The sequence below is a fragment of the Bacteroides sp. 2201st1_D9_2201SCRN_220225 genome (assembly GCF_040928965.1).
Classification (GTDB): domain Bacteria; phylum Bacteroidota; class Bacteroidia; order Bacteroidales; family Bacteroidaceae; genus Bacteroides; species Bacteroides stercoris.
The window spans coordinates 1-20,423 of the sequence record NZ_JBCODG010000082.1 but is presented as its reverse complement, the minus strand read 5'-3'; the positions used below and the strand labels follow the sequence as shown (position 1 = coordinate 20,423).

Sequence of the window (20,423 nt, the reverse complement as noted above, 5' to 3'; positions counted from 1 at the left end):
CATTGCAATCCCGCCCACGTTTGGAACTTCTCTTTTCTGGTTTGCCCATAATCAGCCGCATAGCGGATGACTACGGGTAAACCGGAAATGAGAACAGTCATTCCGATGAAGGGGAGGGTGGGAAAGAATACTGCGTGAACGCAAAAACACAGTATGTCATCTTAAAACAATATCTTTAAAAAGTTTTTCAGAAGAAATGCTTACCAATATCCTAATAATTATTACTTTTGATAACATAATACAACGATATGGAAAAGAAAAAGATTACAATAGAGGTAGAACCAGCTACAGCCGTAGCTACCGTCGGTTTATTGCGTGGGATATTTCCCAGTATCATCGAACAACTGGAAAGGCAAGCCGCAACAAACGGCAGCCCCTTAAAATTCAATAAAGTAGAAAATATGCAAGAAGTATTGGATGAGATTTATGAAAAGTGCATTGCCGAAACGAACCTCCGGGAGTTTGCCCAGGCGCACTTAAATAGTGACGGATTACCTAACTGATACAGAAATACGGAATCTGCCAGCCATCCTTATTCCAAATAACAAATGGTACAGAATTACACACCTGTCATGTGGGATGACAAAGCATTTGCCTTTGTCCCCTACGAAGCATTCAGTGATTTGCCACATTATCCCAAAGAAAAATGTGAGCAAATTTGCAAAGAGCTGAACAGCCTTATAAGACTATGTACTTATAGGCCGAAAAAGGAAGATATTTATTTTCATCCGGTAAGTTATGTACGTCGTTCCGGAGGTTTCATAGTTACGGATAATCAGGCATCCTTTGAGAAATGCCCCTATCCTGCTTGCGCAGACCGTCATAGCTGCCAAAAAATATGTGATTTGATGAACCGTATCATTGAAGAGTCTTAATTATATAAAATACCATGGAACATCCAAACTCCAAATGCAGAATAGCACAAGCTGAATATTTAAGTCGGCTACCTGAAGAAGAACGGGAAAATAAGGCCAGAGATATTAGAATCGGAAACGCCAGCTATATTTACCACCAACAAGCGGTTCCAATCCAAGAAAACAGATTGATAATGTATTATAAAGAGTGGTTGGAAGGTCTTCCTCCCAACATTTCACGCCATATGAGAATGCTTGGATTTGAAGCATGTAAGACAATGATTCCGTTTACGAGATATGTGAACGAAAGAAACGATATTGGTATGCGTGACTGGATGCAAGAGCATCTTTCACCGAGTGACTTCAACTATTGGCAGGAACTTTCGAAAAAAGCAGGTTCGCCAACATTTTAATCCCATCCCGTTCAATACGCTGCCTGAAGAATAAAAGGTGCGTATTAAACGAGAATATTTTTTAGCGTTTAGTCATCTCTTCCCGCACCAGTTCCGTTTCTGTCGGGGAGAGTTTCGGCAATTTGACAGTTGCCGGACTTTCTAACTGGTAAGCCTTCACCTCATTGATAAGCAGCTGCCAGTCAAAAAGAAATTCTTCGGAACAACCATGTTTACGATAAATTTCTTTTGCTGCTTCCAAAATCTCAGGAGCGCAAAAATCGTCTCCCTGAAAGACAACTGCCGGACGATCATTATTGATACAGTCTCTCAATAATCGTAACTGATCTTTCATTGTGTTTACCTATTATGCGTTCTGTTGTTTTACCATTTTCAAAAATTCGTCAGACGGTTTAAATGCCGGTATGTTATGAGCCGGAATAATCATAGTAGTATTCTTAGAGATATTCCGAGCTGTCTTTTGCGCTCTCTTCTTCACTATGAAACTACCGAATCCACGAAGATAGACATTTTCCTCCTTACCCAACGAAGTCTTTACCTCGTTCATGAATCCTTCCAAAACAGCAAGCACCGCTTTGCCGTCGATGCCGGTTCTGGCAGATATTTCCTTTACGATTTCCGATTTAGTCATTTCTTTATAATTTGAAAATTAGCGTGCAAAGATAATTAATCCAATGGATTATTTAAAGTCTGGCATCCGCAGCAAGCCCTGCCTTCGCCCAATGAAGTGTTAAATTGTTGCGTATGGGTCAAGTTCCTTAATCCGCTTACACAAATAATCAAAGCGTTTCTTGGTAAGCGGTGTGAGTGTATCGAGGTTCTTGCCATCGAAATTCTCTCCGAAAATAAGGTCGTCCACTCCTATGCCGTGATTGTAATTCTCGCGCACGCAATCACGCAGAATCCAAAGGTTATGCAGGTTCACCCAGTCGGCTGTAATGTTTCTGATTTTACTGAACAGCAGCGCAGCAGTGTAAAGGTAGTGTCCGCAATGGTTGTAGTCATGCAACACCAGCTTGCCCTGGTAATAGATGTCGAAATCCTTGTTTTCTTCATCTTCCTTTGTATCGCAGTAGAAGAATGGAATGTCTTTCAGACCGTCCCAATTAATATAAGTAGTTGGCTTCATAATATCTTTTTTGAATACGCTACATAACCTGTTATTTGCACACTTTCCATTATTCACAGAACATTTGATGAAACACTTCCTTCAGTCTTTTTATCTCACTGAAATTCAAATCTCCAATCTTTCTTTTCAGCCGGCTTTTGTCCACCGTGCGAATCTGATCCGTGGCTATCTCCCCATCACGCCCGGCTACAGAACACAGAACCCGGTAAGGATAGTTCCTTATGGTGGAGGTTATCGGAGCAATGACTACTATTGTAAGGTACATATTCAAATCTGAAGGAGTTACAACAACACATGGCCGTGTCTTTGCCATTTCACCCCCACGGGTAGGGTCTAACTCTACCCAATACACTCCATACTGTTCTACCATGTCCAATCCTCAAACTTTTCATCCTCAAACACATCAGGGATAAGCAACTCATCATCCCCATTCTCATGGGCACGTTTGGCAGCTTCCGCCCATCCCTGCCGTGGTTGTGCCTTTATCACAATATTGTTCCCGTCCAAAGAAATGCTCACAGCCGATTTCAAGGACAAACGCAACTGTTTCAATATCTCGGAAGGAAGTATTATCCCCTTGCTGTTTCCAATCTGAATAATGTTTGTTACCATAATGTTATAACTTTAAAATTGATTATCACAACACAAATATAGACAAAGTTATAACAATACCAAAAGAAAAGCCAACTTTTTTCCATTTTCACCGATAACCCGGCCAACGGCTGCACTCGTCGGGAGGCTAGTGCCCCCCTTGCCGTGCGGCGCTCCCCGACCTATGATTCTTATCATGTCTTGTGTCCTTTTCTCCGCTTCTAACAAACAAATCTGCATAAAATATAGATTTGCGTTTCCATTTGAATTTTAGTTATTTGATACCCTAACTATGAATAGCAAACAGATAACTGATTTTTAAAACAGCAGAATGTTTCTGTTTTATTAAAATAAAAAGGGAACAAATTTTTAAGGTAATACTTACGGAAAAAACAGACTTTATAACGTTTCTTTTTCGTACATTTGCAACAATATAATAAAAGCGAAACATATAATGGAGAAGCAAGGAGAAATCATACTATACCAACCGGATGAAGCTGTAAGGTTGGAAGTACGTTTAGAAGATGAAACCGTTTGGCTCACACAAGCGCAGATAGCAGAACTTTTTCAACGTGACAGAACCGTTATTACCAAACATATAAATAATGTTTTTAAGGAAAAGGAATTGGAAGAGAAAAGCAATGTGCATTTTTTGCACATTGCTAATTCCGATAAGCCTGTCAAGTTCTTTAGTCTAGACGTAATAATTTCAGTTGGATACAGAGTTAAAAGCGTAAGAGGTACGCAATTCAGGCAATGGGCAAATAAAATTTTAAAAGAATATTTATTGAAAGGTTATTCTATAAACCAACGGCTCAATGACATGGAATATAGAATGAACAATAGATTCTTCCAAATAGAGAAAACCATTGCTGAACATGATGCAAAGATAGACTTCTTTGTACGCACCTCATTGCCTCCGGTGGAAGGTATATTCTTTGACGGTCAGATATTCGATGCGTATAAGTTTGCTACAGATTTAATAAAGTCTGCCAAATGCTCACTTGTGCTTATCGACAACTATGTAGATGAATCCGTGTTACTCATGTTGAGCAAACGAAACAGTGGAGTATCAGCTACTATTTATACACAAAATAAACGCACAGCTCCAACTTGATTTAAACAAACACAATGACCAATATCCTCCCATTGAAGCTAGAACCTACAAAAGTAGTCATGACCGCTTCTTAATCATTGATAATACGGAAGTATATCATATTGGGGCATCGCTAAAGGATTTGGGCAAGAAAATGTTTGCTTTCTCCAAACTGGAACTTCCTGCCCATACGATAATTGATGTATTATGAAATAAGCTAATCACCCATGCGAGAAGCGGAAGAGAATATAAAATTCAAGATGGAAATTGACGTATTGGTTCCCATTCCACGTACTGTCACCCGTGATTTCACCAGTTTGAAGCACCTGCGTCAATGGCAGAAACGGAATGACATCGATGGTTCTCTTTACTGTTTTGCACACCGGGAATACCTGCTCAACGAAAAGGGAGAATGGGAACAATTTACCGTTATCGGCAAACAGGTAGTGACTATCGGAGAACTGGAAAGGCTTCTTTTGGCAATGAAGCAAAAGGGGTTCAACCAATACAGCCGTGAGGAATATGAAGAATTAATGTCTTCATATTTGAAAAAGTGAAGAATTAAAACCTTCATTACACATTTAAATACGAAAACAGGATGAAAATAGGATATGCCCGTGTTTCCACCAAGGAACAACATCTGGATATGCAACTGGAAGCGTTGAAGGCTGCCGGATGCGAGAAAATCTTCTCTGAGAAAATGACCGGACGTCAACAAAACCGCCCGGAACTGGATGCCTGCCTGAGCTTTCTCCGGGAAGGCGACACACTTGTCGTATATAAGCTGGACCGGCTTGGCCGTTCGCTGAAGAATATCCTTACGCTATTGGAAGATTTCAAGAATAGGGGCATCCAATTCACCTCACTGCAAGACAACATCAGTACGGAAGGCGCAATCGGCCAACTGATGAACAACATTCTCGGTGCTTTCGCTCAGTTTGAAAGAGACCTTATCTATGAGAGAACCCAAGAAGGCAGAAGAATCGCCAAGGAAAAAGGTGTCAAATTCGGCAGAAAGACACTTATCAACAAAAACAACATCGCCAAGCAGAAAAGCTGCATCCAACTCTATGAATCCGGAACGCCGGTAAGGGAGATACAGAAAATATTAAACATAGGCAGTAGCGGAACAGTATATCGCCTATTAAGAAGGAATGGAATTGCGCTGAAATCCGAGAACAAAAATAACAAATAACGAATAAACCTCTGCCCATCCTTCAAAGATGATTCTCAAAGATCGTCTGCAATTCCACCTCTCAGCAAGATTATAGGAAAGTCCCCTTCACGGGGACTGATTTTTTTTAATTTTAATACAATAACTCCATGCACTCCTGTACCGCTTTTTCCAATGCTTCTTCCAAACAACAAAAAGCGTCCGCATTACTTTCGGAGTCATACAACACATAATCTCCAGCCCTCACAACCACATGCCAGACCGCCACGTTTTGTTCTGTTTGAAACGTATATTCACGAGTCTGTATCATCCATTGGATACATGCTGCCAGTGTCGGGCACTCGCACATATACATCGGGGTATTCCTTCCCTCAATATCGGTGCGTAGCCTATCCTGTTTGTCATACCAATACTCACAAGGCACGTAATAGTATAATTCCTTCATCATAAGAGCTGTGTCGCTATTAACCAATCTCTCTTTGTTGATTTGTGTAATCAAATTTTCCATATTAGCATTATTTAAGTTGAACATCTGATTTATTCTTCAGCTAGATTCAAGACCTTTTCATTTTTTGTATCGGGAAGGTCTTTGGTCAGCCGACCTTTTTTTTGATGTCATTCCCCATCTGAGTTCTGAGCCTTTTTTCGGCATATCAAGGTCTGGATTGCAAGCAATAAGCCAAGTTTCACTTATGGAAAATGTCGGGAAGACACTTCTTCATCGTTATTTTCCATACAGTAAAGGCGCATGGCCGTAACTTGCCATTTGCGGAATCCCGAAACCTTTGCCGAGCAAAAAGCCGGACTCGGATCGGAGGAAAGAAGCCGGGGGAGGCAGCCCACAGAAAGGGCAATCCGATACAATCAAGAAATTAACCTGCTATACCCTTGTGCGAGTGAAATAATCCATCATAGACACTACATACCTAAGTAGTGGTATCAATACACCGATCACATATATCATAGCGTAGCCCAAAAGGACAAAAGGTAATGTTTTACGATAAAGACATGCAACAGCGAGCAATATAAACGAAAAAGAAAAGCCATAAACCCCATATTGAAAACCGGGTATCAACTCATAAACAGGTACGGGTTCCGGATGAAGCATGGCTCCGGCCACAATAGAATAAAGGCTGGTCAATAATATAAGCAGCGTATATAAGCAACTCTTAAGAATCCTGGGATCATTCCTTTTACAATAGAGAATCGTTCGGATATCACTTCTAAGAAACTCAATGCCCAGTAAGAGAGCCACCATAACGCCTGTATCAAAAGTAGAAAATACATTCATTCCGATCACCTTTGGCGCGAAGATATGTATTTATTCTGAAAAGCCACGTCTTTGCGTATTTTACGATGTCGCATCCGATAGTCCGGGAAGCATTTTTTTGGTTCTTTTTTGGGGTGACTGCCAAAAAAGAACCCCGAAGCCGAAATCCCGGGCAGACGGGATTTCTCCCGTCCACCTTACCTATTTTGCAATCTTCCCTCGTCCGCATAGCTATAATAGTTATTGCCTGCCACAATCACATGGTCAACCAAACGGATGTCTAATGTTTCAGCGGCTTTTTTAACTGCTTCCGTCAAGCGGTCATCCGCACTGCTGGGCTTGCGTGCTCCTGATGGGTGGTTATGTACCATGATAAAAGATACGGCGTTATAATACAATGCCTGCTTCATGATAACCCGTATATCCACAGGGGCGGTATTTATCCCGCCGCATGAGATACGGACTTTACGGATGAGTTTGGACGAACTGTTCAGCAACAGCACCCACATCTCTTCAGTAGCTATATCGCACAAAACAGGATGCATCATTTTATAAACATTATTGCTGGATAAAAGCGCAGGACTTTCAACTTGCCCTTCTTTCAGCCGTTTATATAGCTCAATCGCCGCATAAGCGACTTTTTTACGGCTGGGTGTTAGTGTTTCCAGTACATCAGACAAGCACAATCCTTCTATTTCCATCTGTTCATACTTATATTCTTCACGTTTCAGTTTCTCACTGTTCGTCAAGGTATAAATCAACTCGCTGTTTTCCATCACCCGATAAACGTCATTCACTTCAAATACGGTTCTCTTCGTTTTCATACTGCCAAAAATTAAAAGATTAATACTCGCAAACATCGCTTGTCGCCCCAACCATAAATTTTTCCTCAACTGATTGGGAACAGTGCATTGAAGAGAAAGCGGGAAAGACGGATCAGAACGGGATTGAACTGGTAAATACTACCTCCCGGAATGGGAGGATGGAGATTTGGCTTTTCAATATCGGGCGTTCCGGCCACGCCTACCTTCGCAATGTTCCTATCAGTTCAGGAAAAAATCATCATACCTCTCTTCCGGCATAGCCGGAGCGTAGAGCGTTAGGGATAGCAGGGAAAAGCCTGGAGGGTAACGAGGACTTGCAACGAATAGCCCGGTCAGAAGGGAACGCCCTGAAAAACTAATTCGGATACAGAAGATGAACAGAACCGCCTTCCAATCATATAAAAAAGCGTGAAAATCAACACATACTTCCGAAAAATCTTTTTCCGAAAGTACGTATAGGGCATGTGAAGGGAAAATTTATTTTCCCAGTCATTTCTATGTTATCGCTTTGGGGATATTTAAAGGGGTTAGGAGTTTAGGTCTTTATTATGTATTTTGGTGGATGGTTTTACACAGCCGATACCTTTTATTTAAAAATTTCTCTCTTTTATTTCACTGATATACCGACATATAAAAAAAACAGGGATTACCTATTCCCTTCATTAACGGGTGGACGGTTTTACACAGCTGACAAGTGAAACCGGACGCTTTTACACAACTAAAGCAAAAGGAGTGGACGGTTCTACACAACTAGAAGCAACAAACGGGACACTTCTACACAACTAAAACAGGCAAAGCGGATGACTCCACACATCTAATCACCCCAATAGGGACACTTCTACACAACTAATTCTATAAAAAACCGTGAAACGTGGACGGTTCTACACAGCTGGATCGTCCATGTTCACCGCCCCGTCCGTCTCCGGAGATATGAACTCTTCAGGAGCAGGAGCAACTTCCGTTCCATTGGCACTCTCCAACTCTTCCTGTGCCCATCCTTCCGGAAACCTGCCGAATACAGCCACGAAATCACTGATATATATCTGTTTCTTCTTTTCTACGCTTTCCGGGGAGTTTGCCCATAAAAGGAACTCTTTATACAGTCCGGCATCTTCCTCCACCTCTTTGATCTTCTTCCTCCTGACAGCCATATCCGTGTCCGGGTAGGCAATCTCGACATACAGCCCAAGCAGGTTCTTATAGAATTTCTTCACCACGACAGCATATTGTCCTTCATCAAAATAGTGCAGCGTATGCCTAGGAAACGAGAACAACACGGTATATGCCCATCTCTCATGATCGCCTTTCACAAAAGAGAAATTGAAATTGGTATATTTCAGGTAAGTATTCATCTTTTTCAGTATCGAGGCGACCTTCTTTTTCCGGTCTTTGGGTTCGGCAATCTCTATGCCGAGCTTTTTAGCCAGCTGATCGACTGTCAGCACATAAAAAGGAGCCTCATTCTTGGTGGTCTTATACTTGATCAGGTAAACCATCTTGGAAAGTTCCAGATAGAAATAGCGGTAACGGCTGGGCAGGCTACGGTAATCCTGAAGTTCCAAGAGGTTATAGAGCGAGAACATGAAATTCTTTATCTCCGGGCTTACCACTGCCGAGTACAGCCTTTTCGTTGACTTCTTCGTCTTGAAATCGGTCATTATGTCGAAACGTTTCAAGATCTGCACGAAATTATAGGATGTACGGCCATCCTCGCCAATGGTCGGATAGCAGAGGTTCTCCAATCCCAGTTTATAGAGAGCCGCCTCAAAAACCGTCTCGATAGGATGGCTGATTCTCTGTCCTGCCGTGTCGGTACATACATATTCCGGCTGCATATTCTTTCCGAACATGGCCGCGAGCTGCCGGCTATCCAGCTTGCGCTGCAAGTTGGTACGGTCATACCCCATCTTACGGCAGAAGTCTTCTACGGAGAACCAGGAAGTCCCGAACAAGTCTTTGAGGTGATAGCTGCCCAGGTATATGATCAGATCGAGCATGACATTTCCACCTGCCTCATACAACCGTTCAATCAGCACGGAATTATAGCTTTCCCCAAGCACCCTAGGGACACGAATCAGTTCTTTTGCCATGATAATACTTACAAAATCAATCCTTTCTCTGTTTTCATTGCCACAAAGATAGGCATACCGGCCAACATACGCGTCATAATTATCAATCAGTTTTAACGGTATGACCGGTATGGGAAAAGGAGAAGTACTTTCCTGAAGAATGCTTTATCCGCCCTTCATCAGAAAGAAAGCATCTTACACCTGTACCCCATAGACATCCTATATTACTTTTTCAGTTCTTCCGATAAAAAGGAACGGTCTATCAATACTTGCACCAATGGTTTCTCTTTGACAAACTCATCAAGCTCACGCTTTATCAATTTATTGCCCAACCCTATGCGTCGTCCAAATTCCTCGAAATCCTTCCGCCCTACCTGATGAGCAATTTGACTCCACATTGTCATCTGTAATCGACTCAACCCTCGGTCTAAGGTGTAGATCGTTAGGTTATCAGTACAGCGAAATCATCCGTTCTCTCATGAGTATCTACTTCTGTGGTGGCTCATGTATTGAGGATGTCACTACTCATTTGATGAACCATCTCTCGCTTCATCCGACACTTCATACTTGTAGTTCTGATACTATCCTCAGAGCGATAAAGGAACTGACGCAAGAAAACATCTCATACACATCAGATACGGGTAAGAACTACGATTTCAACACGGCTGACACTCTCAATACTTTACTGCTCAATTGTATGTTTGCATCTGACCAACTGAAAGAGGGTGAGAAGTATGATGCAAAGCCTACATACAAGAAGTTCTCTGGTTATCGCCCTGGCGTGGCGGTTATTGGTGACTTGATTGTTGGCATTGAGAATAGCGATGGTAACACAAAAGTTCCATTTCATGGCACGTTTTCTCGCCATGGCAGAGCTTAAGTAAACTTAGCTCTGCTCATCTGGCTTAACGAAAACCTTCGTTTTCATCAGAAGGACACGCTGAAGAGGTTCTTTGAGAGATTTGAACAGAACAGGCTCACTATCAATCGTTTCAGAGCTGATTGCGGATCATGTTCCGAGGAAATCGTGGAGGAAATAGAGAAACACTGCAAGTCCTTCTATATCCGCACTAACCGCTGCAGTTCGCTCTACAATGACATATTTGCTCTCAGAGGCTGGAAGACTGAGGAAATCAATGGCATTGAGTTTGAATTGAACTCTATCCTTGTTGAGAAGTGGAAGGGTAAAGCATACCGACTTGTGATTCAAAGACAGAAACGGATGGATGGTGTGCAGGATCTTTGGGAAGGAGAATACACATACCGTTGTATCCTGACTAACGACTATGAATCTTCCGTAAGAGAAATTGTCGAGTTCTATAACCTTCGTGGAGGAAAGGAACGTATCTTTGATGATATGAACAATGGTTTCGGGTGGGACAGATTGCCCAAATCCTTCATGGCCGAGAACACTGTGTTCCTTCTTCTTACAGCACTTATCCGTAACTTCTACAAGGCCATTATCCAAAGACTTGACGTAAAGAGGTTCGGACTCAATGCAACAAGTCGCATAAAAGCGTTTGTCTTCAGGTTTATCTCTGTACCAGCCAAGTGGATCAGGACATCAAGGCGGTATGTGCTGAATATCTATACCTGTAACAATGCTTACGCAGATATTTTTCAGACTGATTTTGGATAACGCCTACAACTTATGGGTATGATACTGCGTATTGTCTCAAGTCGCATTGTGGGGTAAGGGGATGTTGTAGGCAGAAGTGGGTGTTTCTGCCTCAATTTATCTGATAATTCAGTAATGAGAGGACGTGTACACGCAAGAAGGACGTTGAAGGGCTTAGTTGCGGATTTGAGGCAGGTAAGAAAATACAAAGAATTAACAGCAACCGAGAAACTGAAATACCGTATCGCAGTGAAAATGACGGCAGCCGACTACTTCCGCCTGCTGACACGATCGCATGAGGCGGGCGTATCACCAAGCGAGTACATGAGGGAATGTTTCCGTAACGGTCATGTGAAAGAACGGCTGTCGGAGGAACATGCCGGATACATCCGCCAACTCTGCGGCATGGCTAACAATCTCAACCAGCTTGCGCGTAAGGCAAACGCCGGAGGCTTCCACGATGAACGGTGGGACTGCAAGGTGGCAGTGGCAAGGATTCATGAACTTATAACCAAGATAGGGATATGATGGCGAAAATCGTAAAAGGAAGCGACTTCAAGGGTGCGGTGGATTACATCATCGACAAGAAGAAGGATACGCAGATAGTAGCAAGCGAAGGCTTGTTTATGGAAAATCTGGAAACTATCGCCATGAGTTTCAATGCCCAGTCACGGATGAACGATAAGGTGACAAAACCTGTCGGACATATCGCGTTGAGTTTTTCCAAAGAGGATGAGTTACGGCTGACGAACCGTATCATGGCAGGCATCGCGCTTGAATATATGGAACGGATGGGAATCAAGAATACGCAGTTCTTCATCGCCCAGCATTTCGACAAGGAGCATCCGCACGTGCATATTGCTTTCAACCGCATAGACAACAACGGCAATACCATATCGGACAGGCACGAGCGTCTGCGCAGTACCCGCATCTGCAAGGAATTGACCTTGAAATACGGCTTGCATATGGCTGGCGGAAAGGACAATGTCAAACGCAACCGCCTGAAAGAGCCAGACAGGACGAAATATGCGCTTTACGACATCATCAAAATGGAAGTCGGCAGATGCGGCAACTGGAACGTGCTTATCGCCAACCTGAAACGGCAGGGAGTGGAAGTACATTTCAAGCATAAGGGGCAGACCAGCGAGGTGCAGGGTGTTGTATTCTCCATGAATGGCTACCATTTCAACGGCTCCAAAGTGGACAGGCGTTTCAGTTATTCCAAGATTGACGCGGCTTTGCAGCACAACAGATGCAGGGAACGTATGGGAATAACAGCCGGAATATATGAAACGGCTACACCAAGCGCACCGTCCGGCACGGCACAAAGCGAGTTGTTCAACGGCTCTTGGGGATTGCTAAAAAGCAGTGGCTCATCTTATAACACTGCTGATGCGGAAGCCAATCAGGAAATGGTGGATATACTTCGCAGAAGGAAGAAAGTTAAGCGCAAGAGAGGTGTTGGGTTCTAATATTCTGTACTAATCCAATTCTCACGACACTTGCGCTCTATATTCATTCGGAGTGTAACCTACCTCTTTCTTGAACAGTCGGGTAAAATGTTGCGGGTACTGAAAACCGAGATTATAGGCGATTTCATTAACGGTGTCGTCTGTAGATGCAAGTTCCGTCTTGGCTATTTCAATAGACTTGTCATGAATGAAATGCAGGGCGGTTGAACCTGTTTCTTTTTTCAATAAATCACTGAAATAGTTGGGCGAGAGGCAGAGCTTGTCTGCACAATACTGTACAGTGGGCAAGCCTATCCGTTTAGCAGCCCCATCATGGAAGTATTCGTCAAGCAACCGCTCAAATCTTGCGAGGATGTCTCGGTTTTGGTTGTCGCGTGTGATGAACTGACGGTCATAGAAACGTGTGCAGTAATCAAGGAACGTCTTGATGCTGTCTGTGATGAGGTTCTTGCTGTGACGGTGTATCGGATGGTTCAATTCATATTGAATCTTGTGGAAGCAATCCATGATGATTTGCCGTTCTTCCACACTAAGGTGCAATGCCTCGTTTGTCTCGTAGGAAAAGAACGAATATTCACGCATTATCCGCCCGAGAGGTGTATTCCGCAGCAGGTCGGGATGGAACATAAGCAGGTAGCCATCTGGTTGGAACTGCATGCCGTCATCTTCCGCACCGAACACCTGTCCGGGCGCGATAAATATCAGTGTGCATAATTATTCCTAAGTCTGTGAAACCGGAACGCATGAAGCAGAATCTCGACATATTAGACTTCACCCTGTCGGCCGACGACATGGCACGGATAAAGACGCTGGATACCGACAAGCCTTTCTTACTCGGCTCGCACGAAGATCCAGAAATCGTAAAATGGTTCATGCAGTACAAAAACGCCTGAACATCAACAACCATATTTCGATAGCCGCTATCGACTATATTAAGAAGTTATTCGTATATGCCTTTATTGTAATCCGTCATGTACTGAGTAAATGTTTTGCCTGTTTGCTGTTTGAAGAAGCGCATGAGATGGCTCGGATCAGAGAAATTGAAATCATCCGCCATTTCACTGACAGTGCGGTTGGAGAATAGCAATTCGTTCTTCAGTTCCTCAAGCAGACGTTGTTTTATCAAATGGGTAGCTGATACTCCGAATTGGGCTTTTACTGAGTTATTGAGTGTGATGCGACTGACATGAAGCATGTCTGCATATTCCTGCACCCGCTGGTGGGTGCGGATATTCTGTTCCAACAAGTCCTTGAACCGAAAAGCGAAATTGTTTTTAGCAATTTCAGCGGGCAAGCAATAGGCGGCAGCGTATGTACGATTGATAATCAGCAAAAGATAATATAGTAAGGAAACAATGATATTGTACGTATCGGACACTGGATTCATCAGCTCATACTTAATCTTTCCGAGCAGCCGCATATATTCCTTCATTTCGTCATGTGTGGCATTGATGTAAGGCGGCGTATCTGTCTGGTAACAATACAAAAGGCGAAAAACGAAGAACTTGTCGGCGATAAAAGTACGCATGAAATCTTCGCGGAATATAAGGAACGTGTAATCCAACGCCGTCTCATCTACATGCCACTCTTGTTGCTGATGGGGTGAAAGCAGGAGAACCATGCCGTCGCGCAGTTCAATCTTGCGGAAGTTCAGTAGCAAATATCCGTTTGCCTTACGGAAAAAGTAGAAGCTGAAGAAGTCTGTCTTAAACCGCTTGTTTTCTGTCAGCACAAGTCCGATGTCCTTGTTTATGGCAGTATTGATGTAAAAATCCACGCCGCAGCGTGTCTTGTTGAACGGTACGCTGACCAGTCGATCAGGGTTGATTATCTCGTCCATATCCTTGTCGTTTTTGCAAAGATAATAATTTCATTTATCAAAATGGCATAATTACCGTTTTTTCAGGCATAGATGTTTCGCCGGATTCTTCCGAACTTTGCACCCGTAATCAATAACAAGACATATAGTCATGAAAAAGACATCTACAGTACAATTGGTGCGCAATGCCACCTTGAAAATCAGGTATGCGGGACACACCATGCTAATTGACCCCGTTTTAGCCGACAAAGGCACTTTGATATCGGCCCTCGGTGTGAATAAAACACCGAGGGTACACCTCACCATTCCTATTCAGGATATTATCGGAGGCGTGGACATGGTGCTCCTGACCCACAATCACATCGACCATTACGAGCCGAGTGTCCCCACACATTTGCCCAAAGAAATTCCTTTCTACGTTCAGCCCCAGGACGCGGACGCCATCAGAAACGACGGATTTACAAATGTGATACCCATCGAAGAAATAAAAACAATAGACGGCATATCCATTTACCGCACGACCGGACATCATGGTTTCGGGCAGATCGGGCAGATGATGGGACCTGTATCAGGTTATGTGCTAAAAGCCGAGGGCTTCCCGACCGTTTATATAATGGGTGACTGCCGATGGGAAGCATGTATCCGAGACACCGTGGAACGGTTCAATCCTGACTATATCGTGGTAAACTCCGGAGGTGCAATCTTTCCCGAATTTTCCAAAACGGACGGTCCTATCATCCCCGACGAGAACGAAGTGATGCAGATACTTGACGAATTGCCTTCGCATATCAAGCTGATAGCCGTACACATGGATGCCATCGACCATTGCCAGACCACCCGTGCAATTCTGCGCAATGAGGCAACGCATCACGAAGCCGACATGAGCCGGCTGATTATCCCGGAGGACGGAGAAACAGTTGTGTTATGAGTGTCTGCATTAAATCCCTGATAAAAAACATGAACATAGTGGTAGGGTGCACTATAGGATGCCCTTACTGCTATGCCCGTAACAACTGCCGCCGTTTCCACATTACCGACGACTTTTCCGTGCCTGAATACATGGAACGAAAACTGCGCATCATCGATACGTCCCGTCCTCATGTGTGGCTCATGACAGGAATGAGCGATTTCTCCGATTGGAAGCCTGAATGGAACGCAGAAATTTTCGAGCGGATCAGCAGCAATCCCCAGCACGCCTATATCTTTCTGACGAAGCGCCCTGACAAAATCAGTTTCTCCTCTGACGACGAGAACGTATGGATGGGCGTGACCGTTACGCGCAGTTCCGAGAAAAGGAGGATTGATGATTTGAAAAAGAATATCAAAGCACGACACTACCATGTCACGTTTGAACCTCTCTTCGATGATATCGGCGAGATTGATTTCGAGGGAATTGACTGGATTGTCATAGGCACAGAGACCGGAAACCGAAAAGGAAAGTCATATTCGCGCCCCGAATGGGTGCTTAGCATTGCAGAACAGGCAAAGGCTCATGGCATACCGGTGTTCATGAAAGAGGATTTGCTGCCGATTATGGGCGACGAAAGAATGATTCAGGAATTGCCGGAACAATTTACCAGACGAATACAATGAATATGGATACAATAAAGGAAATAGATGTAAAGAGTGTAATGACCAAATCCTCTCTGCCGGTGGGAGGATATTCGGTCAACCCTTATGTAGGGTGTCCCCACGCCTGCAGGTATTGCTACGCATCGTTCATGAAACGGTTCACCGGGCACACCGAGCCGTGGGGTACGTTTTTAGATGTAAAAAACTGGAAGCCGATAACGAATCCTCATAAATACGACGGTGAACGTGTTGTAATAGGGTCTGTGACGGACGGTTACAATCCGTATGAAGAAGAATTCCACCGTACCCGAAGGCTGCTCGAAGAGCTGCGAGGAAGCGATGCCGAGATTATGATATGCACAAAGTCCGATCTTGTCCTTCGCGATCTCGACCTGTTGAAGAGTTTTCCCAAAGTGACTGTGTCATGGTCTGTCAATACGCTCGACGAGCAGTTCTGCGCAGATATGGACAACGCCGTAAGCATTGAACGCCGTCTGAAAGCGATGCGTCAGACATACGAGGCAGGTATCCGCACCGTATGCTTCGTCTCGCCCATATTCCCCAGAATAACAGACGTAAAGGCAATAATAGAGGAGGTAAAAGATTATGCTGATTTAATCTGGCTTGAAAACCTGAATTTACGCGGGCAGTTCAAAGGCGGGATAATGACGTATATCCGTGAGAAGTATCCTGACCTCATACCGCTTTACGAGGAAATTTACAATAAAAAAAGGCTTGAATACTGGCAGGCATTGGAGCAGGACATTTCAAATTACGCCAAGGAGCAGGGCTTCCCGTATCGTATAAACGATCTGCCATACGGACGCTCGGAAAAAGGCAAACCTGTCATCGTAAACTACTTCTACCACGAAAAAATACGATTGACAAAATGAGGCTATGCCGGACTGATGCAGAAAAGTTGTAGCGCGGATAAAAGCACCATGTATGTGGATAATATCCGGCAATCTTCCGAGCGTATGCGGGAGATGCTCAACACGCTGCTGGATTTCTTCCGTCTGGACAACGGCAAGGAGCAACCCAACCTTTCCCCTTGCAGGATTTCCGCAATCACGCATATTCTTGAAACGGAGTTCATGCCCATTGCCATGAACAAGGGGCTGACTTTGATAGTGGAGAGCCACACCGATGCGGTGGTTTTGACCGACAAGGAACGTATCCTGCAAATCGGCAACAACTTGTTGTCAAACGCCATCAAGTTCACGGATAACGGTAGTGTATCATTGGCAGCGGATTATGATAACGGTTTGCTGAAACTTATCGTTGAAGATACCGGTACGGGCATGACCGAAGATGAGCAACAACGAGTATTCGGTGCATTTGAACGTCTTTCAAATGCCGCCGCAAAAGACGGCTTCGGATTAGGCTTCCTGCAACCAGCCGTTATCCAACAGCCGGGTTAAATGCGTCCTCCCTATCTCGGCCGTCCCTTGCAGGACGACACAGCGGTCTTTCTCCTGGAGCTTTCTTAATTCCTCCAGTGAAGCCGCCATTTTCTCCGCCATTGTTGCCATAACCGTTTTTATTTAGATTCTGATTATTTTCGTGCAAATACTCGTTTTTAGACACGTGTAAATACTCGTTTTTAATTATGTGCATTTACTCGTATTTGTTGCAAAAATACAATATTTGTTCCGATAATCAGCTACTAATGAAGTCTTTTTTTACTTGTTGTATCGTCGAAACGGCCTTTCCCGTGAGCTTCGCCACGTTCCGGATCGAGTAGCCTTTCTTTAACAAGGCGATCGCCTCCCGGTATTCCTCTTTCCTCTGTTCGGCCGTTTTCCGGCTTCCCGGCTTCCGTCCCAGCCTGCCCCCTTTCTGGATGTACAACTCCCGTCCGCTATTAAGGCGGTCGATGATCCCCTGGCGTTCGATCGCGGCCAGTTCCCCCAACAGGGTAGTGATCAGAGAGGACAAGGGGTTTACCGTCTTGTCCGGCCGTAACGTTTCCAGGTTCAGGTTTTGAATATACACGCATATTTTATGCGTGTGCAGCGTATCGAGTGACTTTAGGATCTCCAGGGTTGAACGCCCCAGGCGTGAGATCTCGGTCAGCAACAACATATCCACCCGGTTCTGCGGATCTGTGCAGTATTCCAGGCAACGGCTTAAAACCGGGCGTTCGATATTGGCCTTTCGTCCGCTTATCTTTTCCTCAAAGACCGCCGTCACCTCGTACCCCCGTCCGGCTGCGAACCTCTCCAGATCGACAACCTGCCGTTCGGTCGATTGCCTGGCCGACTGCGAGCTTACACGTGAATAAATAACCACATTCATCCCTTTTGCTTTTGTTCTTCCTTATCTATTGTTTTAATCACCTTATCCACCTCTTTCAAGGAGGCATTATTTCCGGATCTATCCAAAAAAGAAATTCGCTAATTAACCTATAATTACTATCTTTGCATTGTAATGCTTGGTAAAGCCTCTGTTATCAAAACACGTAACCAAGTCAAGGATATACCCGTTCATCAAGAACGGGTTTTTCTTTTGCGACAGCCCATTCATAAGACAAAGGATATTATAACAGGTCAGTAATCACAGCCGCCGGAATATCCAGCTTTGAGAAAGCGAACATCTTTTTCCCCAGATCCTTTAACGAGGCTCCGATATGGTACACGTCCGTTTCATCAACGATCAGGAAACGGTCGTGACTGTCCCGGTACGTCCTGATGTCGATAGGTGGGTACTGGCTGTTATGCCTGTCAAGATCAAGTTGGAGTTGCTGCGTGATACGCTGGGTGTAAATGGTGGCCGAGACACCGACGCTGCGTTTACTCAACATGAGCAAGACCGTTTCGTCCACATAGTTGTCGATAAGCACGATCGAACGCCTGGCCGACTTTACCAGATCGGTAGCGAACTTGTACGCATCGAAAATCTGGCCGTTATAAAAAATGCCTTCGACCGGGGGCAAGGCAGTACGCACAAAAAAATCTATCTTCTCGGTATGTTGAGCGACAGTCCTTTCAAGTTCTGACAAACGTTTATTAATGGAATACCCTTTTAAAAGATAGTCCTTTAAAACCTTATTCGCCCATTGCCTAAATAAAATACCTCTTTTACTATTGACACGAAACCCAATGGATATGATCGCATCCAAATTGTAATAAGTCAGATTGCGCATCACTTGCCGTTTGCCTTCCTGTCGAACTGTTCGGAAATCCCGAACAGTTGAACTTTCCTCTAATTCTTTCTGATCATATATGTTTTTTATATGCTCGCTTATATTTGCTTTGCTGGATTGAAAAAGATCCACAATTTGCGCCTGTGTCAGCCAAACGGTTTCATCTTCCAGCCTCACTTCCAACTTGACCGCTTCATCCGGCTGGTATAATATGATTTCTCCCTGTTCCATTACTTATTTACCTTTTCTTAATTCATCAAGCCTCTGCATCGCACCGCTGAACTTCTCACTAAACATCATATCATCGGGCAAAACAAACCAGGTGGGAATACCTCTCGACTGTGGATTACCTATACATTCATCTTGCCCGTTCTGTTTGCGGTAATCGTCCCATTCACTATAAGCGATGTTCCAACGAATACCTAATTTATAGGTATTTTCCCATTTAATAATAGCCAGTGAATAGGCCGGATCATCTTTGCCGTCATAAATCACTTCTACAACTTCAACCACCCCTTTAGGGGAATTTATAAACTTCGGATTTTTATACGAATAAGTGCTCATGTCTTTTATTTTTTATTTATAGCACACAAAGATACTCAAAAACAAATATATACATATATACATACGTATGATTAACGTATAAAAACATTTATGGTTATTCTAATCTTTGATTAATTCCGGTACAGAAACAAAACGTACCGAAAGACGGAAACAGGATTTATTTCGGTACGCTTCCCCGATCGGTACAAAAAACACGCAAAAAACGAGAAATACTACTTTTAGTATTTTAGTATATTAGTTTTTGACTATATTTGCGGACATGACAACCATTTAAAAAACTGAATTTATGAGCAAAGCAAAAGTAATCTCCGTATTGAATCACAAAGGGGGAGTAGGAAAGACCACAACCACGATCAACCTGGGCGGCGCGTTACGTCAAAAAGGGTACAAGGTTCTTTTGATCGACCTTGACGGACAAGCCAACCTGACTGAATCGCTGGGCTTCTCTGCGGAGCTTCCCCAAACGATCTACGGTGCGATGAAAGGCGAATACGACCTGCCGATCTACGAGCATAAGGACGGCCTTAGCGTCGTTCCCTCCTGCCTGGATCTCTCGGCCGTTGAAACGGAGTTAATCAACGAGGCCGGGCGGGAACTTATCTTAGCCCACCTTATCAAGGGCCAAAAGGAGAAATTCGATTATATCCTGATCGACTGTCCCCCCTCGCTGTCGCTGCTCACGCTTAACGCACTGACGGCCTCGGATCGGCTGATTATCCCGGTTCAGGCTCAATTCCTGGCAATGCGTGGAATGGCCAAACTTATGCAGGTCGTCCACAAGGTGCAGCAACGTTTGAACTCGGATCTTTCGAT

At 44.0% G+C, this 20,423-nt stretch carries 28 protein-coding genes and 3 pseudogenes; 15 read left to right on the top strand and 16 right to left on the bottom strand.

The annotated features are described in order from the left end of the window. Positions 1–248 precede the first annotated feature (248 nt). From AB5903_RS19350 to AB5903_RS19340, 3 genes are read left to right on the top strand one after another with little or no spacing between them, the layout of a single operon-like run. Entirely contained in the window at positions 249–503 is a 255-nt protein-coding gene (locus tag AB5903_RS19350; RefSeq protein ID WP_005868768.1) for a hypothetical protein, read from the top strand. A 45-nt stretch (positions 504–548) separates the two neighbouring features. Next, complete coding sequence (locus tag AB5903_RS19345) at positions 549–875, top strand: hypothetical protein (RefSeq protein WP_005868769.1); 327 nt, start codon at positions 549–551, stop codon at positions 873–875. Positions 876–889: 14 nt separating this feature from the next. Next, positions 890–1,267: a hypothetical protein gene (locus AB5903_RS19340; protein WP_005868770.1), complete on the top strand. Its 378-nt coding sequence runs from the start codon at positions 890–892 to the stop codon at positions 1,265–1,267. A gap of 61 nt (positions 1,268–1,328) precedes the next feature. On the opposite strand, the gene AB5903_RS19335 is transcribed toward AB5903_RS19340, so the two are convergent. The 5 genes from AB5903_RS19335 to AB5903_RS19315 all read right to left on the bottom strand — a co-directional run bounded on the left by AB5903_RS19335 (position 1,329) and on the right by AB5903_RS19315 (position 3,008). Beyond that, positions 1,329–1,601, bottom strand: coding sequence for a hypothetical protein (locus AB5903_RS19335; RefSeq protein WP_005868772.1), 273 nt, complete (start codon positions 1,599–1,601; stop codon positions 1,329–1,331). 12 nt (positions 1,602–1,613) lie between these two features. Beyond that, positions 1,614–1,898, bottom strand: coding sequence for an HU family DNA-binding protein (locus AB5903_RS19330; protein ID WP_005868774.1), 285 nt, complete (start codon positions 1,896–1,898; stop codon positions 1,614–1,616). Between the two features lie 99 nt (positions 1,899–1,997). Continuing rightward, entirely contained in the window at positions 1,998–2,396 is a 399-nt protein-coding gene (locus tag AB5903_RS19325) for a hypothetical protein (protein WP_005868776.1), read from the bottom strand. Positions 2,397–2,445: 49 nt separating this feature from the next. Continuing rightward, complete coding sequence (locus tag AB5903_RS19320) at positions 2,446–2,766, bottom strand: type II toxin-antitoxin system PemK/MazF family toxin (RefSeq protein ID WP_005868777.1); 321 nt, start codon at positions 2,764–2,766, stop codon at positions 2,446–2,448. Then, positions 2,760–3,008: an AbrB/MazE/SpoVT family DNA-binding domain-containing protein gene (locus AB5903_RS19315; RefSeq protein ID WP_005868778.1), complete on the bottom strand. Its 249-nt coding sequence runs from the start codon at positions 3,006–3,008 to the stop codon at positions 2,760–2,762. The genes AB5903_RS19320 and AB5903_RS19315 overlap by 7 nt, the downstream gene beginning before the upstream one ends. A 433-nt stretch (positions 3,009–3,441) precedes the next feature. Between AB5903_RS19315 and AB5903_RS19310 the strand changes: the two are divergent. From AB5903_RS19310 to AB5903_RS19300, 3 genes and pseudogenes are all read left to right on the top strand, one after another. Beyond that, a pseudogene (locus AB5903_RS19310) lies at positions 3,442–4,294 on the top strand (virulence RhuM family protein). Between the two features lie 16 nt (positions 4,295–4,310). Then, positions 4,311–4,640 (top strand): hypothetical protein, encoded by a 330-nt coding sequence (locus tag AB5903_RS19305; protein ID WP_005868780.1) that lies wholly within the window; start codon positions 4,311–4,313, stop codon positions 4,638–4,640. 41 nt (positions 4,641–4,681) lie between these two features. Beyond that, positions 4,682–5,278 (top strand): recombinase family protein, encoded by a 597-nt coding sequence (locus AB5903_RS19300; protein ID WP_005868781.1) that lies wholly within the window; start codon positions 4,682–4,684, stop codon positions 5,276–5,278. A gap of 112 nt (positions 5,279–5,390) precedes the next feature. On the opposite strand, the gene AB5903_RS19295 is transcribed toward AB5903_RS19300, so the two are convergent. The 5 genes from AB5903_RS19295 to AB5903_RS19275 form a co-directional block, all read right to left on the bottom strand. Further along, positions 5,391–5,789 carry a hypothetical protein gene (locus AB5903_RS19295; RefSeq protein ID WP_005868782.1) on the bottom strand — a complete coding sequence of 133 codons (399 nt, stop codon included), beginning with the start codon at positions 5,787–5,789 and terminating at the stop codon, positions 5,391–5,393. Between the two features lie 348 nt (positions 5,790–6,137). Next, the gene (locus AB5903_RS19290) at positions 6,138–6,548 is read right to left on the bottom strand and encodes a hypothetical protein (RefSeq protein ID WP_005868783.1); all 411 of its coding nucleotides are present in this window, start codon (positions 6,546–6,548) and stop codon (positions 6,138–6,140) included. A 176-nt stretch (positions 6,549–6,724) separates the two neighbouring features. After that, positions 6,725–7,351: a RadC family protein gene (locus AB5903_RS19285; RefSeq protein ID WP_005868785.1), complete on the bottom strand. Its 627-nt coding sequence runs from the start codon at positions 7,349–7,351 to the stop codon at positions 6,725–6,727. Between the two features lie 881 nt (positions 7,352–8,232). Then, on the bottom strand, positions 8,233–9,441 hold the full coding sequence (locus AB5903_RS19280; protein ID WP_005868786.1) for a hypothetical protein: 1,209 nt from the start codon (positions 9,439–9,441) through the stop codon (positions 8,233–8,235). Positions 9,442–9,644: 203 nt separating this feature from the next. Further along, entirely contained in the window at positions 9,645–9,818 is a 174-nt protein-coding gene (locus tag AB5903_RS19275; protein ID WP_224201638.1) for a hypothetical protein, read from the bottom strand. Here AB5903_RS19275 and AB5903_RS19270 point away from each other — a divergent pair. The 3 genes and pseudogenes from AB5903_RS19270 to AB5903_RS19260 form a co-directional block, all read left to right on the top strand. Further along, positions 9,800–11,059: pseudogene (locus AB5903_RS19270) on the top strand (IS1380 family transposase); the annotation flags it as partial. The gene AB5903_RS19275 and the pseudogene AB5903_RS19270 overlap by 19 nt on opposite strands. A gap of 114 nt (positions 11,060–11,173) precedes the next feature. Beyond that, the gene (locus AB5903_RS19265; RefSeq protein WP_005868789.1) at positions 11,174–11,566 is read left to right on the top strand and encodes a MobC family plasmid mobilization relaxosome protein; all 393 of its coding nucleotides are present in this window, start codon (positions 11,174–11,176) and stop codon (positions 11,564–11,566) included. Next, a complete protein-coding gene (locus tag AB5903_RS19260; protein ID WP_005868790.1) occupies positions 11,563–12,510 on the top strand; it encodes a relaxase/mobilization nuclease domain-containing protein in 948 nt (315 codons plus the stop codon). The genes AB5903_RS19265 and AB5903_RS19260 overlap by 4 nt, the downstream gene beginning before the upstream one ends. 21 nt (positions 12,511–12,531) lie before the next feature. Here AB5903_RS19260 and AB5903_RS19255 read toward each other — a convergent pair whose 3' ends face one another. Then, positions 12,532–13,191: an AraC family transcriptional regulator gene (locus tag AB5903_RS19255; RefSeq protein WP_004329304.1), complete on the bottom strand. Its 660-nt coding sequence runs from the start codon at positions 13,189–13,191 to the stop codon at positions 12,532–12,534. Between the two features lie 62 nt (positions 13,192–13,253). On the opposite strand from AB5903_RS19255, the gene AB5903_RS19250 reads away from it, so the two are divergent. Continuing rightward, positions 13,254–13,403: a hypothetical protein gene (locus AB5903_RS19250; RefSeq protein ID WP_004329303.1), complete on the top strand. Its 150-nt coding sequence runs from the start codon at positions 13,254–13,256 to the stop codon at positions 13,401–13,403. 47 nt (positions 13,404–13,450) lie between these two features. Here AB5903_RS19250 and AB5903_RS19245 read toward each other — a convergent pair whose 3' ends face one another. Further along, positions 13,451–14,350, bottom strand: a complete 900-nt coding sequence (locus AB5903_RS19245; protein WP_004329302.1) for an AraC family transcriptional regulator — start codon at positions 14,348–14,350, stop codon at positions 13,451–13,453. A 130-nt stretch (positions 14,351–14,480) separates the two neighbouring features. Here AB5903_RS19245 and AB5903_RS19240 point away from each other — a divergent pair, with 130 nt between their 5' ends. The 4 genes and pseudogenes from AB5903_RS19240 to AB5903_RS19225 all read left to right on the top strand — a co-directional run. Beyond that, the gene (locus AB5903_RS19240) at positions 14,481–15,257 is read left to right on the top strand and encodes an MBL fold metallo-hydrolase (protein ID WP_004329300.1); all 777 of its coding nucleotides are present in this window, start codon (positions 14,481–14,483) and stop codon (positions 15,255–15,257) included. Beyond that, positions 15,254–15,922, top strand: a complete 669-nt coding sequence (locus AB5903_RS19235) for a radical SAM mobile pair protein A (protein ID WP_004329299.1) — start codon at positions 15,254–15,256, stop codon at positions 15,920–15,922. The genes AB5903_RS19240 and AB5903_RS19235 overlap by 4 nt, the downstream gene beginning before the upstream one ends. Beyond that, entirely contained in the window at positions 15,919–16,794 is an 876-nt protein-coding gene (locus AB5903_RS19230) for a radical SAM mobile pair protein B (RefSeq protein WP_004329298.1), read from the top strand. The genes AB5903_RS19235 and AB5903_RS19230 overlap by 4 nt, the downstream gene beginning before the upstream one ends. Further along, positions 16,795–17,286 (top strand): annotated as a pseudogene (locus AB5903_RS19225) (sensor histidine kinase); the annotation flags it as partial. It lies immediately after the preceding gene. Here AB5903_RS19225 and AB5903_RS19220 read toward each other — a convergent pair. From AB5903_RS19220 to AB5903_RS19205, 4 genes are all read right to left on the bottom strand, one after another. Continuing rightward, on the bottom strand, positions 17,281–17,433 hold the full coding sequence (locus AB5903_RS19220) for a hypothetical protein (protein WP_005868795.1): 153 nt from the start codon (positions 17,431–17,433) through the stop codon (positions 17,281–17,283). The pseudogene AB5903_RS19225 and the gene AB5903_RS19220 overlap by 6 nt on opposite strands. A 127-nt stretch (positions 17,434–17,560) precedes the next feature. Beyond that, complete coding sequence (locus tag AB5903_RS19215; RefSeq protein WP_007564634.1) at positions 17,561–18,199, bottom strand: recombinase family protein; 639 nt, start codon at positions 18,197–18,199, stop codon at positions 17,561–17,563. A 241-nt stretch (positions 18,200–18,440) separates the two neighbouring features. Continuing rightward, positions 18,441–19,277 carry a virulence RhuM family protein gene (rhuM, locus tag AB5903_RS19210; protein ID WP_007564633.1) on the bottom strand — a complete coding sequence of 279 codons (837 nt, stop codon included), beginning with the start codon at positions 19,275–19,277 and terminating at the stop codon, positions 18,441–18,443. Positions 19,278–19,280: 3 nt separating this feature from the next. Next, entirely contained in the window at positions 19,281–19,610 is a 330-nt protein-coding gene (locus tag AB5903_RS19205) for a hypothetical protein (protein WP_005868799.1), read from the bottom strand. Positions 19,611–19,896: 286 nt separating this feature from the next. On the opposite strand from AB5903_RS19205, the gene AB5903_RS19200 reads away from it, so the two are divergent. Further along, positions 19,897–20,423, top strand: a 527-nt coding sequence (locus AB5903_RS19200; protein ID WP_278767199.1) for a ParA family protein, incomplete at its 3' end; no start/stop codon positions are given.